Consider the following 15,400-nt stretch of genomic DNA (forward strand, 5'->3'; position numbering starts at 1 on the left):
GAAGAAGGAATTGAATTGAGCGGCTGGCGTGACAAGGCCGCGTGCCGTGACATGGACCCTGACCTGTTCTTCCCAACCACGTCCAGCGAGGAACGATTGGCGCTCAAGGCCTGCGCCCAATGTCCGGCGATATGCGAATGCGCACGGTACGCGGCGCAACACGACAGAATCAGCGGCTACCCATTGCAAGGCGTATGGGGTGGCGTGAACAGGAGCAGAAGAAGGAATCGAAATGAGTGACAAGGATATGGTCACGGTTTACGAACGACGTGACGGCAGCAAACCCGGATTATGGTCCGTGTACCGGTATTTGGGGTGGGACGTGTTTTTCTCGTTCTCCCTCGCGGTGGGCATCACGTCAAAGAATACGATGATGGCCATTGTTCAAGCGTTTTGTCTGCTGGTTTTTCTTGGACTCACCGTCTGGCAGTTGAACCATCTGACTTGGAGCATCACCGACTATCGGGTGCGTATCAGCTCTAATTTGGAGAAGGGGGCTCATGTTGAGCAAAGCGAAAAGTAAAGCATGGCAACTGCTCATTGAAGACTCGAACCGTCCGGCAGAGGAGATTCGCTTGGCTACCGGACTTCGGGTCGATGTGATCGAGCAGATGCGCGGGGACGTGCAAAAACGACTACGAGACAACCCGGAGTTCTGATTATGAGACCGAGTTATCTGCCCGTCCAGTATGAGCATTGCCCGTACTGCGGAGGAATCTTGAACGTATTCGGGGACTGCGTGGACTGCCAGTTTCACGATGACCCGACTGAATGGTGGATGGACGAATGAGCCGACAGAAAGCCAAAGGCACACTGCTTGAATCCAAGGTGGTCAACTATTTGCGCGCCCGGTTGGGTGACAGCGAGCAGACGATACACCGTGAAGTGTTGCATGGGACGAAAGACCAGGGCGATATCACCGGTCTGCGTATCCACGGCCAGCCGGTCGTATTGGAGTGTAAAAACTACAGCACCTATACGGGGAGACTCAAGGAGTGGATGCAGGAGGGCCGTACCGAGGCGGGTAACGCTGACGCACCTTACTGGTTCGTCGTGTTCAAACAGAAGGGTCTCGGCTTGGACTCGCTGTCAAGCATGGACAACCAGCCCGTGCTCACCGACTTAAAGACCCTCGCATTGATAGCAGGACATGGAATCATCGAAGGAGACGAAGAATGAGCTACGACCTGTTCATAGTGGACAAGGATGTGCCGGAACCGGAATGGTTTGACGTATGCGAACGGGACGGCGAGCATGTGCGGACCGCTCATGGCCATTATTTCAACTACACGTATAATCTATCCGCGTTTTTCACCGATTACAAGGTCCATCCTAAGCATGACCTGGACGGGTTGACGGCCGGGGAGGCCGCAGCCCGTATCGACAAGGCGTTGAAAGACATCTACTTGGAACCATTGTATGTTTTGCGCGGCAAATACAATCCGCCGAACTATTGGGGCAGCGTGGACAGCGCCATCGCATGGTTGAAACTGATATACGACTATTGCCGGGAACACCCGGACTATATCGTGAGGGAACGCTCCTAAGGGGAAATGATGGAAGATAGGAAACTCGTTGATTTCGCCCGTTGGCTGAACGATCATCCGGGCGAATGGAATCTTTGGCCGTATCTCATTCTCATACAGGCCGACCGCAGGGATACCGTCGCATCGATGAGGCTTGTCATGGAACGCATCAAAAACCATCAGTACGACGAGTTCCGCGTGGACACCGTATTGCTCGAATACGAACTATTCAACGGTTTCATGGGCTTCGATAAGGGCAGCGTGCATGAAAACGGTCTCGCGTTGAAGATGAGGCTCAAAGCATGACCGCGCGGGGGGACGACCGGAAACTCATGCACTGGATAGCCTCACACGGATACACGGTGGTCAGGGCCACGACCGGCCACTGGAAAGTCTACGACAACGGCGTGCTGCTCACGGCGACGAGCGGCACGCCATCGGACTGGCGAAGCCGCCACAACTTCATCAAGACGTTCAGGAGACGATCATGTCAGACCCCGTGAACCCGGAACGGCTGCTGGAGGAGGCGGAATGAGCATCGTCGGCTTGGCGCATTTCATCGAACTGGCCGTGTTCTTCATCATCGGGATACAGGCGTTCCGCTACCTATTCAGGAAATGGAATATATCCCTATCCGATGAAGGCGGCGACGCGATGACGATCGTTGCCTTCAGCTTTGGATTGATAGCGGCTTTCGCAGCGCATGGCGTCTGCTGGGCGTTCATGCAAATGGTGTTCCCCGATTACACGTACTGGCTGATAGGAGCATGACAATGGTACGCAAAGGATACGTTCAACTGGTCAACAGCTTCTACATGAACCGTAAGGTACGCAAGCTCAGGCACACATGCCCGAGCGCAATAGGCGCGTTCACGATGATGCTTACTTTCTGCGGAGACAATCTTTCAGACGGACATATCAGCGAAGACGATGCGTTTTACGTGTTGGATATCACCGATTCAGAAATCGATGCGCTTTGCGAAGTCGGCATGATCGAGCCGGACGGGAACAACGGGTACTACATTCACGACTATCTCGCACACAATCGAAGCCGCGAACAGGTGCAGAAGAAGCGCGAAAGCAATGCTGAAAATTACCGAAAAGATAAAAACGAGGCGAAAACCTCCGATTCAGATAACTTTCAGACGGCTGAATCGCGTCTGAATCGGGACAAACACCAGAACACCAGAACACCAGAAGAATTATCTAAAGATAATTCAACTCCCCCTACCCCCTCGAAGCCGGACTTCGGTAATCTGCTTGACCGTATCGAGGCTTTCTATCCGACGAACAGGTTTGACGGGAAAACCTCCCAGTCCCGTATGCAGCTGGAGGTCGATTGGCCGAAGATCGTGAAAGCCGCTGGAGACTCCGACCCGAGCATGTTTCTCGAAGCCAAGGCTCGAGCGTATGCGGAGGCCACCGACGAGCAGTACGTGAAAACGTTCAGCCGGTTCATCGGCGGTGAACTGTACGCCCGCAACTGGGAGAAACCCAAGCCCGAAGCGCCGAAGCCACGACCAGGGCAACCGTTGAAATCCCGAAGCCAGCAGAACCTTGAGGCGAATCTGGCGAAAACATGGCAGTACATGACACCCGAGGAACGTGCAAGATACCAGCAGCAGGGAGGTTTCAATGCTCAGCAGGGGTGAGGCAGCAGCTGTATTGTCGCTTATCAACGCGCATCACGGCAACGCGCAATGGGATGACGTTCAGCTTGAAGCGTTCCATTCGGAACTGAGGACGGACATCACCGCCGCCGAGGCTCAGGAGGCGGTGAGACGCTTCTATGCGGAGAACGATACCGGCCGTTGGTGTGGTTCGGGTGACATCAACGCCATCGTCCGCCGACTGCGCGTCAAGGCGAAGCCCTCGGAGGCGGAGATCGCGCGTGAGTGCGATGCGCGGGGCTTGGAGGGTGACGCGGCGTGGCTGTACCGGCGTCAGCGCATGTTGGGCCGTCAACCCGAGGAGGCGGCTCGAATCACGGCCTCGAGTCGCAACCCGTTGGAGTTGGAGCCGGCGAAGCCGAAGCGGCGTACACCGGTACGGCATTTCCTCGGCGCGGGCGACTTGGGGTTGGGTGACATACTGCCGCGACACGCCGAACCACATTTGGAAAACTAGAGACGCCCGTGCATTATTGGTCTTGCTGACACGTCCGAAGCTCTTAATGAGTGAAGGTCTAGGTCAGTTTGTCTTTTTCCCCTGAAAACACGAGGCTCTGCCGCTATGACGGTTGCTGGCGGGAGATCGTGACCGACGCGCCGTCCATGCTCATCGGGCATGGGATACCCGAGAACCGGAGCCTGTTGTGCGCATGGCATGAACGCCAGCTCTCCAACGACCTGCAATGGTTGGAACGCAACCTGCCCGACCTGACCGAGTATCGCATCAACCGCGCCTACGGGCACAAGAACGGTGGCGGCGGGAACGCGGGCACGGCTCCAGCGCCCGTAAGGGAAACCCTGCACGACCTGCTGTACGCTGACGACGACCACGGTTATCCGGGCTTGCAAGGCACACTCTACGAGTGGGTGCGCAGCCTGAAACTGAACCTGCGTGAATCGGCGCCGCTGGCCGACATGGTTTACCGAATCGCCAATCACCCGAAACTCGACGAGCACCCGTCCACGCCCGTGTACGCGGAACCGGTTCACGGGCTGGTGCGCAAACTGCGTCGTTTCCTCACGGACGATGACGGGGAAACCGTGTTGTACGGGCCATGCCCCGCCAACGGGTGCCTGGGCCAGCTCTCCGGCTATGCGGACGCGGAGACGGCGAAATGCCCGCAATGCGGTTTCAGTATGCCGGTCGCCCTTATCAGGGCGGAACGGGTGAAGCGTCTCCTCCAATCGGAGGCGGTGAGAACCCGTGGCGAACTGTTGGACATCATCAAGGCGTGCGGAATGCGCGTGAACCGCAGCACTTTGCGTAGTTGGATACATCGAGGCCAGTTGCCCCAGCAGGGCGAGGATACGTACAGCAATCCGCTTTACCGGTTCAGTGATTTCTACCGTCTCGCGTCCGGCTTGTCGGAGGACGCGGACGTGTGGGAGATCATGCAGGTTTCGCAAAACCAATCCAAGGAAGGAGACAACAAGTGAGCAATCAGATTCAACCATTTGACTTCAACGGCATTCAGGTGCGTGTCCTAACCGATGAACACGGCAACCCGTGGTTCCTTGGAGCGGACGTATGCGCCATTCTCGGTACGGCCACCAACCATATTCGGGAATACCTCGATGCCGATGAAATCACCAATATCCGTAGTACGGATATTGCTCAGAACGGCGGCAAGGCACCCGTTTTCGTGTCCGAGTCCGATACCAGCCACTCAGCCCCATCCACTCGTCAGGACGGGGCACACAACTTCAACAAGCAAAGGGAAACCAATGAGCGACAACCTCAACCACATCAACGCGCGCATCGGAGGTGAGGCATGAGCACGATACGCTACATCAGCCTGTTCAGCGGGATCGAAGCCGCCACCGTCGCATGGCGCCAGCTCGGGTGGAAGCCAATCGCATACGCGGAAATCGAGCCATTTCCCAAAGCCGTGCTCAGACAACACTATCCGGAAGTACCAGATTTAGGAGATATGACCAAAGTTGACTGGAAACAATACCACCATGCGGCAGATGTCGTTGTGGGAGGAAGCCCCTGCCAAGCCTTCTCGATCGCCGGCCTCAGGAAGGCTTTGGACGATCCACGCGGCCAGCTCATGCTCGAATATCTCCGAGCTTGCGCAGAGATTGATCCGGAATGGATCGTCTGGGAGAACGTGCCCGGAGTACTGTCGGCTGAACACGGACGGGCTTTCCAATCGCTCCTTGAAGCCGTGGCCGAACTCTGGCCTGATGGCGGGGCGGCATGGCGAGTGCTGGACGCTCAGTTCTTCGGTGTGGCCCAACGACGCGAGCGTGTGTTCCTTGTCATCAACACTCGAGACTGGCGACGTGCCGCCCCGGTTCTTTTTGAGCGCGAAAGCCTGTGCTGGGATTCTGCGTCGAGCCGAGAGAAGAGGGAAACCCTTACCGGTGGAACTGCGAACGTCATTGGAAACGCAGATTCACACGTTGGAGAATGCCTGACACCCGGTGAGAGCCAGGCACGCCGCGTGTATGCGGCTGACGGCGTGATGCCGACGTTGAACGCGCGTGAGCATGGCGGGCAGAACCAGCATGCGGTCATGCTGGACTTCCACCAGCAGGACGGCAGGTTCCAGGCGTCGAACCATCCAGACGTGTCGAACACGCTCACCAGCCACATGGGAACCGGTGGGAACAACGTTCCACTTGTGAAAGCGTTCAAATGGAATCAAGGGGAACGCTCGCGCAGTCTGGCGATCGGTGATGTGAGTCCGACATTGAGCACCGACCATAATCCAGCCGTCTACGAGATAGCGGGAAACATCATCGGTCGCGGCCCAATGAACGGCGGATACCAGCTTGGTGTTGCCGACCCGGACGAAAACGGCGCTTTCACATTGACTTCCACCGATAGACATGCGGTGGCTGGAATCGAGAGAGAGAGAGAAGTGATGTGCCGGGCGGACAGCCAGGCGAACGCCGCATTGGACTCCGACCTCGCGCCGACCTTGATGGCGCACTCCGCGAAGGACGCGCCGATCATATACCCATCATGACAAGCAACGGAGATGACGTGTTCCCCGCGCTGTGCGCCACTGACGGAAGCAAACGGTTCATCGACAACCAGTCCATCAACGGTGGGCGACTACTGATCGACAGGAGGCGAACATGAGTCTCGCATTCAAAATACGCGGAGGGAAAGCGGGGGGGTAAGGGATTCCTGGGACAGGAAGAGCTTTCCGCCACACTCAGCACGCACAACGACCAATACCTATACATGGAAGAGGATTCGATGAAAGGTTTAACGGTTCGCAGGCTCACCCCGTTGGAATGCGAACGGCTCCAGGGATTCCCGGACGGGTGGACGGATATCCCGTGGAAAGGCAAAAAGCATTCGCCGGACAGCCCCCGTTACAAGGCGTTGGGGAATTCAATGGCCGTTCCGGTCATGAGATGGATAGGCGAAGGAATTCAACTCGTCGAAGACAACAAGGAACTTTTCAAGAAGGACAACCAATGAGCACTGAAATACAACGATTCGACTTCAAAGGCGCTGCACTGCGTACCTTGACCGATGAGGCGGGGGAGCCTTGGTTCGTCGCCAAGGACGTATGCGACATCCTCGGCATCGATACCAATCATCTCGGAGAAAGCCTTGATTCCGACGAGATGAATACCCTCCGAATTACGGAGGGAAATACCAGAGGCAATCCGAATAAGACCATCATTAGTGAGCCTGGCCTGTATCGTCTGGTCATGCGTTCGCGGAAGCCGGAGGCGAAGGAGTTCCAACGCTGGGTGACGCATGAGGTGCTGCCATCGATTCGCAGGCATGGTGCGTACATGACCGAATCGACTTTGGAAAAGGCAGTCACCGAACCCGACTTCCTTATCCGGCTTGCCACGCAAATCAAACAGGAGCGGGCGGAAAAGGAGAAGGCCCAAGCACAGGTCGAACGGATGCGTCCCAAAGCGTTGTTCGCTGACGCTGTGGAAACCTCGAAGACCAGCATCCTTGTGGGCGACTTGGCGAAAGTCCTGAAAGGCAATGGCGTGGATATTGGCGGCACTCGCTTGTTCGCGTGGCTGAGGGACAACGGATGGCTGATGAAAACCGGCAGCTCTCGCAACATGCCCACGCAGAAATCTATGGAATTGGGCTTGTTCGAGATCAAGGAAACCACCGTGGTTCACTCGGACGGTCACACGACCATCAACAAGACGCCGAAAGTCACGGGCAAAGGTCAGACGTTCTTCGTCAACAAGTTCCTCGGACACAGGGAGATTACTCAATGAGCATCAATCTTGGTACCACGGAAGTGGAATTGAGCTTGTACTCCAAGGCGCTTCAACTAGCCACGTTCACCGTGGAAGTCCCGGTGGTGGGCGAACTGGAACCGGACAGCGTGTGCATAGGCGACGACATGCAGCCACGCGCGCACGTGACAGTGACGCTGCCGCCCGACGGTTCCGTCGAAAAGGCCGTTAAAGCCGGGGTTTATGCGTTCCAGAAGGCGTTCAACGAGTCGATGGAATCGAGGAACGTATGAACTGGCTGAAGCGACTGCTGCACTTGGAGGAGCCGGAACCTAAGCTACCGGTGTTGGAGCCATGCCCTATCTGCGGACGCACACCCAAGCCGAAGTATGTATACGACGACATCCTTACCCGCTACTACTGTCAGGAAGACTCCGTGTGGCTGCTCTCGGAGTGGTGCGATCATTCCGCGAGTATCTTCTCGTTTGCCCCGTTTGAGGGCAAGGACGTTCCGAAGTGGAATACCGGTTGCAGACTGTTAAGGACAATTGCTGCCGTGCCAGTTCCCGAATGCCCTGTCTGCGGGGAGAAACCCACCGTGCAACCGGATACCGAGTCGGATATTCCCCAGCTTGTCTGCTCATGCAACGAACTGTTGGGCAACGATGGGATAACCAACGTCTATCAGCGCAAACACGAGTGGATACGTCGTTGCGTGGCGTTGAAACGCAAGCAGGACAACGTGAGTGAAATGGAACAACTGATCGGAGAAACACAATGAACGGACATTATCTCATGAGAATGCTCAAAAACCCGTGGAACGACTCTATTCCGAGTGTTCCACGGGTTTTCTTGTATAATCGGGCCCATATTTATGGTTATCAGTTATTAGCATCGTCATTCTATAACAGATAATCGATTATCTGTTATCGTCTTAACGATTCCGCCACGGTTCGGCTAGCCTCGTTGGTGACGGCCAGACGGTTCATGTCGTAGCGGTCAAGCATCTCGCGCGTGCTCCAGCCGCCTGAGGCCATGATCTCCCTGTCGGGGACCTTGCGGCGTCGTGCTTCCGTGGCGAATGAGCGGCGCAGCGAGTGCGGCGTAATTCTCCGCGCTGCCTTCACTTTTTCGCCCAGGCTGGTCACGACGCCGGCAAGCTGCGGATAGGTGACGCGCTTGCCCCTCCAGACAAGCAGCGGCCCTTTCCGACGTTCGCCTATCGCTCGTTCCACCGCCTTGGCGGCGCGTTGCCGGCCATCCTCTACCAGATGATCGCGGATGACCGGCAACCATGATGGGGTGAGCCGCAGTTTCTTCTTCCGGCTCATGCCTCTTCCACTTTCTCGGCTTTGAACGTGGAATCGTATTCATCGTAAGAGATGTCGCTGAGCCGCCTGTATCCGGCCTCCTTCAACGCCTTGTCGATATCCGGCGACCAATCGGGGCCCGAGGGGTCGGACGGTGTGAACGCGATAGGCTCGATACCGTCAGTGTCCTCGGTTTCGGAATGCAGCCACCAAGGGTCGTCTTCGTACACTTTGTCGGCACCGTCTGCCGGATAGAGGCTGAAGCGGAATGTAATCATGATAAATTTCCTCACTTTCCTGTGAGGCGTGCTATGCTAGTGCACGCCTCAAATTCGTTGAATGGTTTTGTTGGCATACGGCTGGAAGGGCCTAATCTTCCGGCCGCATTTTTTTACTCGTGGTAACCGCCCGTCAATTAGCACCGGACACGCACTAGTTCCAATCGACTGGGGCAAGCACCCGTAGGGTTTCGTCATTGTTGACGATCTCCCACAATCTCGCCATGTCATCGGCCTTGATCTGCGGGTAATCATCATTCCTGTCATAAACGATGTCGAAACCGTCCAATCCGGTGAGATAATCCTTGATATTGACCAAGCCTTTATCCTCAGCCTTATCGATGGTGCCGGTGGAAACGAGCGTGTCACCGAACGGGGAGAGTCGGGGGACGCCATGCCCCGAATACGTCCAATTGCCGATAATCACGTCATTGTTGGGGAATATGATGATTCCGCTCTCATTGTTGGTTGCGTCGAAAAGCGTGTCGAAGTCAGTCATGGTAGCTCCTTGGGTATGGTTGCAAAACGTCCCGAACGATATGCTCGGGACGCACTGATGGTAAGAATGTTTCAATCCACGCCCGGAAACCGGGTGACAACACGGCATTGAACGCCGGTAATGGTCAAGTCTAGCACTTTTTAGCGTCGGTGTACCGGCTCGGCACGGGCGTGGAATCGCCCCACTCGTCCATTGACTCAGAAGTCAGCTCCCACAAGCGTTCGACCTTGAGCTTCCCGTCCTGGAACAGCGTGTCCGCGTAATCTCGGAGTTCGTCAGCGTCGCTTGCGGACAATCCGGCGCGGCCGCAAGCCTCCATCACATCGTCCATCATGGTTGCGTCGCCTTTATGAGCCTGATACCACGTGACGATACGCTCGAAATAGTCGAGCGGAAGCGCCGAAGCGTTAGAGTTAACCTCGAAATCTGACCTCATGGCCGCGTACAGGTTTCGACCCAGCTCCTTGAGTTCCCTGACGCTCTGAGAAACGTGAGTAGGCATGATATTCCTCCTGAAAAATGTTCGGGCACGACAGTCGCCGTGCCCCTTGTGTTTTGGTTTGCTAATTCCCAGAAGGTCACAAGATAGTCCTATGGCCTTCAGTGTATCAAGATTTTGAGTATTCCTTGCATAGATCGGCGGCGAACTTGCTGAGATTATCCGGGTCAAGCACATAGCTTTCCCCGTCCTCCCCCGCTTCGTCATACCATTTCCACACCTCATGCAAGGCAGCTTCCATACGCTTGGTGTTCAGACCGCCGATATCCGAGTTGCCGGCGTTCCCGAAACCGTCAACGACTGAGAAAGCCTCGGTCAGATTTTTAATGCCAAGAATTTCAACGCCTTTTATAACGCAAGAATCAATCTCAGTCGCCTCGCTATCCTCAACGCTGAGATAGTCCAGAAAGCTCGAGTATGGCACCAAGACACGCTTCGCGCCATGCTTAACCGCGTAGGCCACTACGTCCTTGGCGCTAATGGGAGTGGAATGCACGTCACCATCGGCATTGATTTTGCCGATAGCCACAAGCCCCCTAAGCCCAGCCAGGTAGACGTGGAGATCATAATCTGGATTATTATTGTATTCAGCCAGCCCTCGAACCACCAACGCTATGGCAAGGTCACAAATTCCGTCAGCCTTGCCCATTGACGCCGGCGCAAGATTCACGTTGATGCGACAGTCGGGCCATGTGATACCGCTTGCTTGCATTCCGACCTTGATACGCTCTCGCGTATCGGATAGGCTTGCGTCCGGTAATCCGATAAGACTGAAATATGGTAGTCCCTTTCGTAGAAACGCTTCCACCGTGACGCCATACAGGTGCTTGCCGGTCGTGTTAATTGTCTTGCATACGATGCTCATTTGATTACCTCCTGATTCCAGTCCAACATGTCAGCGGCCAACCATTGACCGCCGCCCGAAGCATTCGCGTACAGCCAAGCCCGATATGAGATTCGAGCCGCCTTATCGCGCTTTACCCATGCCTGAAGCCACATGAGACGCAACCTCCAGCCGGGTATGCGCCGCCACAGTTCCGTGTTCGTGGCCGGGTCGAAACGCTCATAACGGTAGACAGCGGTAATCATTCCGACTCCCTGGAATCAAGTTCCGTACCATCCTGGCGACTGGCGGCGAACACGTCACTGCCGATATCGTCAACGTCGTATAGATCGCCGTCACCGTTCTCCTCCACCCAATCGCACAGTTCAGCGAAGGTCAATCCCTTGGGAGCCTTGACCTGCCGGTATTCGATTGTCGTGACATGCTGGGAGATACGGTAGGTCTCCATACCGTCGTCTTCCGCCATCGCGGCGAAAAACTTCAAGCTGGCGCGGACCTTGCGCATACGACTGTACGCCGTATCGACAGGCACAAGGTCATTCATCATCTGGGCCACGTCATCGTCGGCGTCATAGCCGCCGTCCGCAAGCTCCCTCAACTGGTTTTGTACGTGCTCCAGCGAATCCCATTCGATGAAAAACTCACGGCCGGACGGCAACCCATCAACCTTATATCCATCCAATACCCACAGGACCCGCGCCTCGGACATGCCCCGCACCTTTTGGCATACATCCCCTAGCCCCGAGCCCTCAATCAACGCCTGCAAATTCTCCAACTTGTCTTCCATGACAAAACCTTCCTTTGTATTGTTCGGTAAAACGATTGACGGAACAATAGAACGCTCTAAAGTCCCGTCTAAATGCTGATTTATGTGAAAACCGCACCATAGAAAGCCCTATGATGCGGTTCTAAATGATGGTTTCTATAAGAATGGCCTCATAGAACAAGTCCATGAGGCCATGAAAACGATAACGGCTATACGCTCCGCCTGTATGGTGGAATGTCCAACGTGGCTTCCAATCCGTCGTTAACATGCTCCGCGTCCCTCAACGAGAGTCGTCCGAACCATTGCAGCAGTTCGCTCCTGTTGAAGTAGAAGCGTTGCGAACAGCGCACGAGTGACGGCTTCAACAGCCCCTCGGCCTTCCAGTCGAGCAGCGGCACGTCGCCGGCCTCATCCCAATCAGTGTTGCCGGTTATCTTCGCCACGATACCCGACACCAGATCACCGTCAACCTCGGTGATTACCACGGGACGCGGCTTGCCGATACCGGGATGGTCGGGAAACTCGACCCACATCAGCCACACGTCATACAGGCGCGGTTCACTTGGCGTACTGGTCATAGACAGCATCCTCCGAATCATTCCAATCGGCGGGCAGTATCACATGGCCCTTCTCCGAACGCTCGAACATGTAGGCATTGTGAACAGGCGGCACCGGATAGCCGTCCGGCGTGTGCCGCGTCGGCTTGAACGGCAACCCGTTGTCCACCAGAGACTGGCGTAAAAACATGTTGACTGCGGTGCTCAGGCTCATGCCCATGGAATCGTAGAGCGCGGCGGCACGCGCCTTGACATCATCATCGATATTGGCGACCAGCTTACCCATAATAAACCTCCTTAACGGTTAACAGATGGTATCAATCATATACCATATTGGGATAGAATAGTATCCGAATTTTTACTAGTAGATGTAAATCTCACCCGCCTTGTGTTTCCACCCGTCCGGCGCGTCAGGGAACGCCTTACGCCATTCAGGTGTCAGAGATCCAAGCAAATCGGCGTAATCATCAAACGAGAACACGTCTTCATACTGTGCCTCAATATCGTGTGCCACACCGTCCAGTTCGCCCAACATATTCATGAACTGTTGAGTTTCGCCATCGGGATACACGTATTGGGTGATCATAAGGTTACTCCGCCAGTCGTCCAAGTATTCTCGGACGCGGTAATCGATCAACGTAAGTTTGATAGTGGCGCTCATAGTAATCTCCTAAAAAAGTATTGGTTTGGTTTATAGGTATGGGATGCCGTCCAGCGGAAGTGAGGAAAAATGCTGGACGGCAAGAACTTAGAACAGCGGCAAAGCAAACCGCTTATCGGGTAAATCGGTGGCGTTCAACGCCGCCAGAATCAGATCGGACGTATGCAGTGGAATGTTGGCACGCACGGCCGCGATATTCCCGGCAGTGTAGGCGCAACCGGACGATTCCAGCACCTCACGAATCTTCGCCGTGGATATCCTGACTTCCATCACAGCACTCCCAGCAAATCATCGACAAGCATGGCGATAGCGGTTTGATAACGCTGATACGTGGTGGAATAAGCACAGTCGTAAACCTCACGCGCTCTCTTATCCAGCACGTCCAACGTGAAACCGCTATCAGCGGTCAAACGTTCCATTTCATCATTGTCAGGCGGCGTACTGGGCATACAGCCGACACCCTCCAAGGTGTCCATCGCGCGCCGGCGTAAATCATCGATGAAACCATGCTGACCATCGAACACGGCGGATAGCTCATCTTCGTTGTCATCGGCCATTTCCCACGCCGACTTCAACAACAGTCGCGTGGCCTTGTCTCTCAGCTCGCTCATGTCACGCCGCCTTAGCCCACAGGTTACGGGCAACGGCCACGTAATCGGCCACCGCCTGTTCTAACTGCTTGTCACTGCCACGCTCATACCTTGCACGGTAGGCGACTACGCATTTGCCGTTGGCCGAAGCGATGTACGCCACCTTTTTACCCTTGCTGGTACGGAACGCCTTGATATGGCCCAAACCTTGCAGTTCCGGGCATTCCTTAGCCATCATCAGGTCAGGCAGAGTCGCGTAGGACACGGCAAACGTGTTGACCTTGGGCGGGACTTCAGGGATCTCTTGAGTGATCGGGGCCGGTTCATCATCAAGAAACTCATCCTCACCAGCCCATTTGCTTTCATCTTCAACCTCGGTAGGCGGCAGATGACGCACCATACCTTGCTTAGGCCAATGGTCAATAGTCGTAAACCGTTCGTTCTCGCATGTCCAACGGGACTCAAAATCAGCCACCGTGATACCGGAAACGCTTTTAGCATCCATCCCCGTCAGCACGGGAACCGTGAACCCGTAAGCCTTACGCTCATTGTCAGGCACCAGAAACCAGCCATGTTCAAGGTCGGACTGGCTTGCTTTCATACCATCCAATAGTTCGGCGTATTTCTTCTCACCCTTGGCCTGAACATTCCAAGACGTGCCAGCGGACGTTTCCGACAATCGCCAGATACGCTTCAGCCGGGCGTTTACATACCGCACGTCATACTTACTATTGTCCTTACGCAAGCGTACCCACATGCCGCTCACGGCATTCACGTTACGCGACGGGTCATTAGCCAGCTTCTTCATTTTGTTTACCTCATTTCAAAAAAATCGATTGTCAGATCTGCACGCCACGGTGATAGGCGTAATCGCCATACACGCAAGTGGCAGTGTCGTTAACGCCGTAAGGCGTGGAACATTGGGGAGTCGGCTGGATAAAACCAACCCACCTGAGAAAGAGAGTGGCCGCGACTAGCGCGGCCACAAGCAGAACATGACGGACTCTCAACACTCGCCATCCTCAGTGGCTTCAGTGTAGAAAACGTCGTCCATCTGGTCATTATCAAAACGCTCATTGATGTAATCGGACAACGCTTCAACGTCGCCGTCGTTGTAGAGTCGGGCGATTCTTCCACACCCTACGCCGTTGCCTTCCAGCATGTAAGCGTCCTGGGCCCAGTAGGGTTCGCCTTTGAAAGCCGCGTTATATTCGGTTTCGGTGACATACCCGTAATCGCCCAGACGGTAGATGCCCTCACAAGGCTGAAACCCGTCATACCGGCATTTAGGCGTAAGTTTCGCGTCAACACGCTCCACCATATCCGTAATATCCTTAGCGGTAATCATTGTTAGCTCCCTTAAAACAGCGGGGGCACGGCTCCCATGCCATGCCCCGAAACGATTGATTTAACGATGGACTCGCACCATGTAGCCGCGTCCCCAGTGGTCGATCACGGCAATCACTCTGCGTAATACCTAGCCGGGTTATTCTGCATGTCAACACGCCGCCATGCCCTGACCAGTTCGACAGTCGAAGCATACCGTTCAACAGCCGACCGACTACGGTCGTACCGGACGGCCATATCATTGTCGAAACCGATAACCGTGTCCGCCATGATATGACGCGCCTCTTTTGCCGTGATGGCCTCACGATGCCAGTTGCCATCAAAAACGTCGTCGGCAACCCAAGCGTCACGCTCAGCCCTCGAATCAAACACCATGAGATACCCCGGCCATGACCCGTCATCCCATTTTTTGCCGACACCGTAAGTCCAGTAGAAAGCGTAATGATAGCGTGCCATCATGCCACCTCGCCATCGAAGTGACGTTCGGCGGCTACCGCGTACAGCACGTCATGCATGGTGTCGGTACTGTAGCCGTTGATATTGGTGACAACTTGCAAAGTCTGCTCGGACACACCGTAATCATCTTTTAGCGCGTCCCACATTTCCTCGATAGACATTGTTGAATCTCCCTTGAATTGATGAAGCGCGGAGACAGCCGCGCGACTGAATGAACT

The 15,400-nt window shown here is 55.1% G+C and carries 33 protein-coding genes; 17 read left to right on the forward strand and 16 right to left on the reverse strand.

What is annotated here, in order from left to right; genetic code table 11:
* Positions 1–15: 15 nt before the first annotated feature.
* The 17 genes from BLIJ_RS13705 (at position 16) to BLIJ_RS07925 (ending at position 8,156) form a co-directional block, all read left to right on the forward strand.
* A complete protein-coding gene (locus tag BLIJ_RS13705) occupies positions 16–240 on the forward strand; it encodes a WhiB family transcriptional regulator (protein ID WP_012577835.1) in 225 nt (74 codons plus the stop codon).
* The gene (locus BLIJ_RS07855; RefSeq protein ID WP_012577836.1) at positions 233–523 is read left to right on the forward strand and encodes a hypothetical protein; all 291 of its coding nucleotides are present in this window, start codon (positions 233–235) and stop codon (positions 521–523) included. The genes BLIJ_RS13705 and BLIJ_RS07855 overlap by 8 nt, the downstream gene beginning before the upstream one ends.
* Positions 501–659, forward strand: coding sequence for a hypothetical protein (locus BLIJ_RS14610; RefSeq protein WP_015713523.1), 159 nt, complete (start codon positions 501–503; stop codon positions 657–659). Before BLIJ_RS07855 ends, BLIJ_RS14610 begins: the two co-directional genes overlap by 23 nt.
* A 127-nt stretch (positions 660–786) precedes the next feature.
* Positions 787–1,179, forward strand: a complete 393-nt coding sequence (locus BLIJ_RS07860; protein WP_012577837.1) for a hypothetical protein — start codon at positions 787–789, stop codon at positions 1,177–1,179.
* Positions 1,176–1,547, forward strand: coding sequence for a hypothetical protein (locus tag BLIJ_RS07865; RefSeq protein WP_012577838.1), 372 nt, complete (start codon positions 1,176–1,178; stop codon positions 1,545–1,547). Before BLIJ_RS07860 ends, BLIJ_RS07865 begins: the two co-directional genes overlap by 4 nt.
* Positions 1,548–1,553: 6 nt before the next feature.
* Positions 1,554–1,832, forward strand: coding sequence for a hypothetical protein (locus BLIJ_RS07870; RefSeq protein ID WP_231837822.1), 279 nt, complete (start codon positions 1,554–1,556; stop codon positions 1,830–1,832).
* On the forward strand, positions 1,829–2,029 hold the full coding sequence (locus BLIJ_RS07875; protein ID WP_041981975.1) for a hypothetical protein: 201 nt from the start codon (positions 1,829–1,831) through the stop codon (positions 2,027–2,029). The genes BLIJ_RS07870 and BLIJ_RS07875 overlap by 4 nt, the downstream gene beginning before the upstream one ends.
* Positions 2,030–2,057: 28 nt before the next feature.
* Positions 2,058–2,297 (forward strand): hypothetical protein, encoded by a 240-nt coding sequence (locus BLIJ_RS07880; RefSeq protein WP_012577840.1) that lies wholly within the window; start codon positions 2,058–2,060, stop codon positions 2,295–2,297.
* Between the two features lie 2 nt (positions 2,298–2,299).
* Positions 2,300–3,178, forward strand: coding sequence for a hypothetical protein (locus BLIJ_RS07885; protein ID WP_012577841.1), 879 nt, complete (start codon positions 2,300–2,302; stop codon positions 3,176–3,178).
* Positions 3,162–3,653 (forward strand): hypothetical protein, encoded by a 492-nt coding sequence (locus BLIJ_RS07890; RefSeq protein WP_014484959.1) that lies wholly within the window; start codon positions 3,162–3,164, stop codon positions 3,651–3,653. Before BLIJ_RS07885 ends, BLIJ_RS07890 begins: the two co-directional genes overlap by 17 nt.
* Positions 3,654–3,781: 128 nt before the next feature.
* Positions 3,782–4,633 carry a hypothetical protein gene (locus tag BLIJ_RS07895; RefSeq protein ID WP_014484960.1) on the forward strand — a complete coding sequence of 284 codons (852 nt, stop codon included), beginning with the start codon at positions 3,782–3,784 and terminating at the stop codon, positions 4,631–4,633.
* Positions 4,630–4,965, forward strand: coding sequence for a BRO-N domain-containing protein (locus tag BLIJ_RS07900; protein ID WP_012577844.1), 336 nt, complete (start codon positions 4,630–4,632; stop codon positions 4,963–4,965). Before BLIJ_RS07895 ends, BLIJ_RS07900 begins: the two co-directional genes overlap by 4 nt.
* Before the next feature lie 3 nt (positions 4,966–4,968).
* The gene (locus BLIJ_RS13065) at positions 4,969–6,174 is read left to right on the forward strand and encodes a DNA cytosine methyltransferase (protein WP_012577845.1); all 1,206 of its coding nucleotides are present in this window, start codon (positions 4,969–4,971) and stop codon (positions 6,172–6,174) included.
* A gap of 221 nt (positions 6,175–6,395) precedes the next feature.
* The gene (locus BLIJ_RS07910) at positions 6,396–6,638 is read left to right on the forward strand and encodes a DNA cytosine methyltransferase (RefSeq protein WP_077323823.1); all 243 of its coding nucleotides are present in this window, start codon (positions 6,396–6,398) and stop codon (positions 6,636–6,638) included.
* Positions 6,635–7,414, forward strand: a complete 780-nt coding sequence (locus tag BLIJ_RS07915; protein ID WP_012577846.1) for a phage antirepressor Ant — start codon at positions 6,635–6,637, stop codon at positions 7,412–7,414. The genes BLIJ_RS07910 and BLIJ_RS07915 overlap by 4 nt, the downstream gene beginning before the upstream one ends.
* Positions 7,411–7,668 (forward strand): hypothetical protein, encoded by a 258-nt coding sequence (locus BLIJ_RS07920; protein ID WP_012577847.1) that lies wholly within the window; start codon positions 7,411–7,413, stop codon positions 7,666–7,668. The genes BLIJ_RS07915 and BLIJ_RS07920 overlap by 4 nt, the downstream gene beginning before the upstream one ends.
* A complete protein-coding gene (locus BLIJ_RS07925; RefSeq protein ID WP_012577848.1) occupies positions 7,665–8,156 on the forward strand; it encodes a hypothetical protein in 492 nt (163 codons plus the stop codon). The genes BLIJ_RS07920 and BLIJ_RS07925 overlap by 4 nt, the downstream gene beginning before the upstream one ends.
* Before the next feature lie 145 nt (positions 8,157–8,301).
* Here BLIJ_RS07925 and BLIJ_RS07930 read toward each other — a convergent pair whose 3' ends face one another.
* From BLIJ_RS07930 to BLIJ_RS14615, 16 genes are all read right to left on the reverse strand, one after another.
* On the reverse strand, positions 8,302–8,706 hold the full coding sequence (locus BLIJ_RS07930) for a tyrosine-type recombinase/integrase (protein WP_014484963.1): 405 nt from the start codon (positions 8,704–8,706) through the stop codon (positions 8,302–8,304).
* Positions 8,703–8,963, reverse strand: a complete 261-nt coding sequence (locus BLIJ_RS07935) for a hypothetical protein (RefSeq protein WP_012577849.1) — start codon at positions 8,961–8,963, stop codon at positions 8,703–8,705. Before BLIJ_RS07935 ends, BLIJ_RS07930 begins: the two co-directional genes overlap by 4 nt.
* A 154-nt stretch (positions 8,964–9,117) precedes the next feature.
* Entirely contained in the window at positions 9,118–9,462 is a 345-nt protein-coding gene (locus BLIJ_RS07940; RefSeq protein ID WP_012577850.1) for a hypothetical protein, read from the reverse strand.
* Between the two features lie 130 nt (positions 9,463–9,592).
* Entirely contained in the window at positions 9,593–9,964 is a 372-nt protein-coding gene (locus BLIJ_RS07945; RefSeq protein ID WP_012577851.1) for a hypothetical protein, read from the reverse strand.
* A 106-nt stretch (positions 9,965–10,070) separates the two neighbouring features.
* Positions 10,071–10,826, reverse strand: coding sequence for a magnesium chelatase domain-containing protein (locus BLIJ_RS07950; protein WP_012577852.1), 756 nt, complete (start codon positions 10,824–10,826; stop codon positions 10,071–10,073).
* Positions 10,823–11,050, reverse strand: coding sequence for a hypothetical protein (locus tag BLIJ_RS07955; RefSeq protein ID WP_014484964.1), 228 nt, complete (start codon positions 11,048–11,050; stop codon positions 10,823–10,825). The genes BLIJ_RS07950 and BLIJ_RS07955 overlap by 4 nt, the downstream gene beginning before the upstream one ends.
* Complete coding sequence (locus BLIJ_RS07960; RefSeq protein WP_012577853.1) at positions 11,047–11,592, reverse strand: hypothetical protein; 546 nt, start codon at positions 11,590–11,592, stop codon at positions 11,047–11,049. The genes BLIJ_RS07955 and BLIJ_RS07960 overlap by 4 nt, the downstream gene beginning before the upstream one ends.
* A gap of 188 nt (positions 11,593–11,780) precedes the next feature.
* Positions 11,781–12,149: a type II toxin-antitoxin system PemK/MazF family toxin gene (locus BLIJ_RS07965; RefSeq protein ID WP_012577854.1), complete on the reverse strand. Its 369-nt coding sequence runs from the start codon at positions 12,147–12,149 to the stop codon at positions 11,781–11,783.
* Positions 12,130–12,414 (reverse strand): type II toxin-antitoxin system RelB/DinJ family antitoxin, encoded by a 285-nt coding sequence (locus tag BLIJ_RS07970; protein WP_012577855.1) that lies wholly within the window; start codon positions 12,412–12,414, stop codon positions 12,130–12,132. Before BLIJ_RS07970 ends, BLIJ_RS07965 begins: the two co-directional genes overlap by 20 nt.
* Positions 12,415–12,489: 75 nt before the next feature.
* Entirely contained in the window at positions 12,490–12,789 is a 300-nt protein-coding gene (locus BLIJ_RS07975; RefSeq protein ID WP_012577856.1) for a hypothetical protein, read from the reverse strand.
* 87 nt (positions 12,790–12,876) lie between these two features.
* Complete coding sequence (locus BLIJ_RS07980) at positions 12,877–13,059, reverse strand: hypothetical protein (RefSeq protein ID WP_014484966.1); 183 nt, start codon at positions 13,057–13,059, stop codon at positions 12,877–12,879.
* The gene (locus BLIJ_RS07985; RefSeq protein ID WP_012577857.1) at positions 13,059–13,400 is read right to left on the reverse strand and encodes a hypothetical protein; all 342 of its coding nucleotides are present in this window, start codon (positions 13,398–13,400) and stop codon (positions 13,059–13,061) included. Before BLIJ_RS07985 ends, BLIJ_RS07980 begins: the two co-directional genes overlap by 1 nt.
* A 1-nt stretch (position 13,401) precedes the next feature.
* Positions 13,402–14,187 carry a hypothetical protein gene (locus BLIJ_RS07990; RefSeq protein ID WP_012577858.1) on the reverse strand — a complete coding sequence of 262 codons (786 nt, stop codon included), beginning with the start codon at positions 14,185–14,187 and terminating at the stop codon, positions 13,402–13,404.
* Positions 14,188–14,385: 198 nt separating this feature from the next.
* The gene (locus BLIJ_RS07995; RefSeq protein WP_012577859.1) at positions 14,386–14,727 is read right to left on the reverse strand and encodes a hypothetical protein; all 342 of its coding nucleotides are present in this window, start codon (positions 14,725–14,727) and stop codon (positions 14,386–14,388) included.
* A 113-nt stretch (positions 14,728–14,840) separates the two neighbouring features.
* Entirely contained in the window at positions 14,841–15,185 is a 345-nt protein-coding gene (locus BLIJ_RS08000) for a hypothetical protein (RefSeq protein ID WP_014484967.1), read from the reverse strand.
* Positions 15,182–15,343 (reverse strand): hypothetical protein, encoded by a 162-nt coding sequence (locus tag BLIJ_RS14615; RefSeq protein ID WP_155245937.1) that lies wholly within the window; start codon positions 15,341–15,343, stop codon positions 15,182–15,184. The genes BLIJ_RS08000 and BLIJ_RS14615 overlap by 4 nt, the downstream gene beginning before the upstream one ends.
* Between the last annotated feature and the right edge of the window lie 57 nt (positions 15,344–15,400).

This window comes from Bifidobacterium longum subsp. infantis ATCC 15697 = JCM 1222 = DSM 20088, from assembly GCF_000269965.1.
Taxonomy (GTDB): domain Bacteria; phylum Actinomycetota; class Actinomycetes; order Actinomycetales; family Bifidobacteriaceae; genus Bifidobacterium; species Bifidobacterium infantis.

What these genes read in the sequence shown, in the direction of transcription:
- BLIJ_RS07930 (WP_014484963.1), bottom strand. Translation starts at nt 8,706, where the DNA reads ATGAGCCGGAAGAAGAAACTGCGGCTCACCCCATCATGGTTGCCGGTC.
- BLIJ_RS07870 (WP_231837822.1), top strand. Translation starts at nt 1,554, where the DNA reads ATGATGGAAGATAGGAAACTCGTTGATTTCGCCCGTTGGCTGAACGAT.
- BLIJ_RS07920 (WP_012577847.1), top strand. Translation starts at nt 7,411, where the DNA reads ATGAGCATCAATCTTGGTACCACGGAAGTGGAATTGAGCTTGTACTCC.
- BLIJ_RS07965 (WP_012577854.1), bottom strand. Translation starts at nt 12,149, where the DNA reads ATGACCAGTACGCCAAGTGAACCGCGCCTGTATGACGTGTGGCTGATG.
- BLIJ_RS14610 (WP_015713523.1), top strand. Translation starts at nt 501, where the DNA reads ATGTTGAGCAAAGCGAAAAGTAAAGCATGGCAACTGCTCATTGAAGAC.
- BLIJ_RS07955 (WP_014484964.1), bottom strand. Translation starts at nt 11,050, where the DNA reads ATGATTACCGCTGTCTACCGTTATGAGCGTTTCGACCCGGCCACGAAC.
- BLIJ_RS07995 (WP_012577859.1), bottom strand. Translation starts at nt 14,727, where the DNA reads ATGATTACCGCTAAGGATATTACGGATATGGTGGAGCGTGTTGACGCG.
- BLIJ_RS14615 (WP_155245937.1), bottom strand. Translation starts at nt 15,343, where the DNA reads ATGTCTATCGAGGAAATGTGGGACGCGCTAAAAGATGATTACGGTGTG.
- BLIJ_RS07865 (WP_012577838.1), top strand. Translation starts at nt 1,176, where the DNA reads ATGAGCTACGACCTGTTCATAGTGGACAAGGATGTGCCGGAACCGGAA.
- BLIJ_RS07950 (WP_012577852.1), bottom strand. Translation starts at nt 10,826, where the DNA reads ATGAGCATCGTATGCAAGACAATTAACACGACCGGCAAGCACCTGTAT.
- BLIJ_RS07970 (WP_012577855.1), bottom strand. Translation starts at nt 12,414, where the DNA reads ATGGGTAAGCTGGTCGCCAATATCGATGATGATGTCAAGGCGCGTGCC.
- BLIJ_RS07910 (WP_077323823.1), top strand. Translation starts at nt 6,396, where the DNA reads ATGGAAGAGGATTCGATGAAAGGTTTAACGGTTCGCAGGCTCACCCCG.
- BLIJ_RS13065 (WP_012577845.1), top strand. Translation starts at nt 4,969, where the DNA reads ATGAGCACGATACGCTACATCAGCCTGTTCAGCGGGATCGAAGCCGCC.
- BLIJ_RS07960 (WP_012577853.1), bottom strand. Translation starts at nt 11,592, where the DNA reads ATGGAAGACAAGTTGGAGAATTTGCAGGCGTTGATTGAGGGCTCGGGG.
- BLIJ_RS07945 (WP_012577851.1), bottom strand. Translation starts at nt 9,964, where the DNA reads ATGCCTACTCACGTTTCTCAGAGCGTCAGGGAACTCAAGGAGCTGGGT.
- BLIJ_RS07855 (WP_012577836.1), top strand. Translation starts at nt 233, where the DNA reads ATGAGTGACAAGGATATGGTCACGGTTTACGAACGACGTGACGGCAGC.
- BLIJ_RS07885 (WP_012577841.1), top strand. Translation starts at nt 2,300, where the DNA reads ATGGTACGCAAAGGATACGTTCAACTGGTCAACAGCTTCTACATGAAC.
- BLIJ_RS07915 (WP_012577846.1), top strand. Translation starts at nt 6,635, where the DNA reads ATGAGCACTGAAATACAACGATTCGACTTCAAAGGCGCTGCACTGCGT.
- BLIJ_RS07935 (WP_012577849.1), bottom strand. Translation starts at nt 8,963, where the DNA reads ATGATTACATTCCGCTTCAGCCTCTATCCGGCAGACGGTGCCGACAAA.
- BLIJ_RS07975 (WP_012577856.1), bottom strand. Translation starts at nt 12,789, where the DNA reads ATGAGCGCCACTATCAAACTTACGTTGATCGATTACCGCGTCCGAGAA.
- BLIJ_RS07940 (WP_012577850.1), bottom strand. Translation starts at nt 9,462, where the DNA reads ATGACTGACTTCGACACGCTTTTCGACGCAACCAACAATGAGAGCGGA.
- BLIJ_RS07985 (WP_012577857.1), bottom strand. Translation starts at nt 13,400, where the DNA reads ATGAGCGAGCTGAGAGACAAGGCCACGCGACTGTTGTTGAAGTCGGCG.
- BLIJ_RS07875 (WP_041981975.1), top strand. Translation starts at nt 1,829, where the DNA reads ATGACCGCGCGGGGGGACGACCGGAAACTCATGCACTGGATAGCCTCA.
- BLIJ_RS07980 (WP_014484966.1), bottom strand. Translation starts at nt 13,059, where the DNA reads ATGGAAGTCAGGATATCCACGGCGAAGATTCGTGAGGTGCTGGAATCG.
- BLIJ_RS07890 (WP_014484959.1), top strand. Translation starts at nt 3,162, where the DNA reads ATGCTCAGCAGGGGTGAGGCAGCAGCTGTATTGTCGCTTATCAACGCG.
- BLIJ_RS07990 (WP_012577858.1), bottom strand. Translation starts at nt 14,187, where the DNA reads ATGAAGAAGCTGGCTAATGACCCGTCGCGTAACGTGAATGCCGTGAGC.
- BLIJ_RS07880 (WP_012577840.1), top strand. Translation starts at nt 2,058, where the DNA reads ATGAGCATCGTCGGCTTGGCGCATTTCATCGAACTGGCCGTGTTCTTC.
- BLIJ_RS07860 (WP_012577837.1), top strand. Translation starts at nt 787, where the DNA reads ATGAGCCGACAGAAAGCCAAAGGCACACTGCTTGAATCCAAGGTGGTC.
- BLIJ_RS08000 (WP_014484967.1), bottom strand. Translation starts at nt 15,185, where the DNA reads ATGATGGCACGCTATCATTACGCTTTCTACTGGACTTACGGTGTCGGC.
- BLIJ_RS07925 (WP_012577848.1), top strand. Translation starts at nt 7,665, where the DNA reads ATGAACTGGCTGAAGCGACTGCTGCACTTGGAGGAGCCGGAACCTAAG.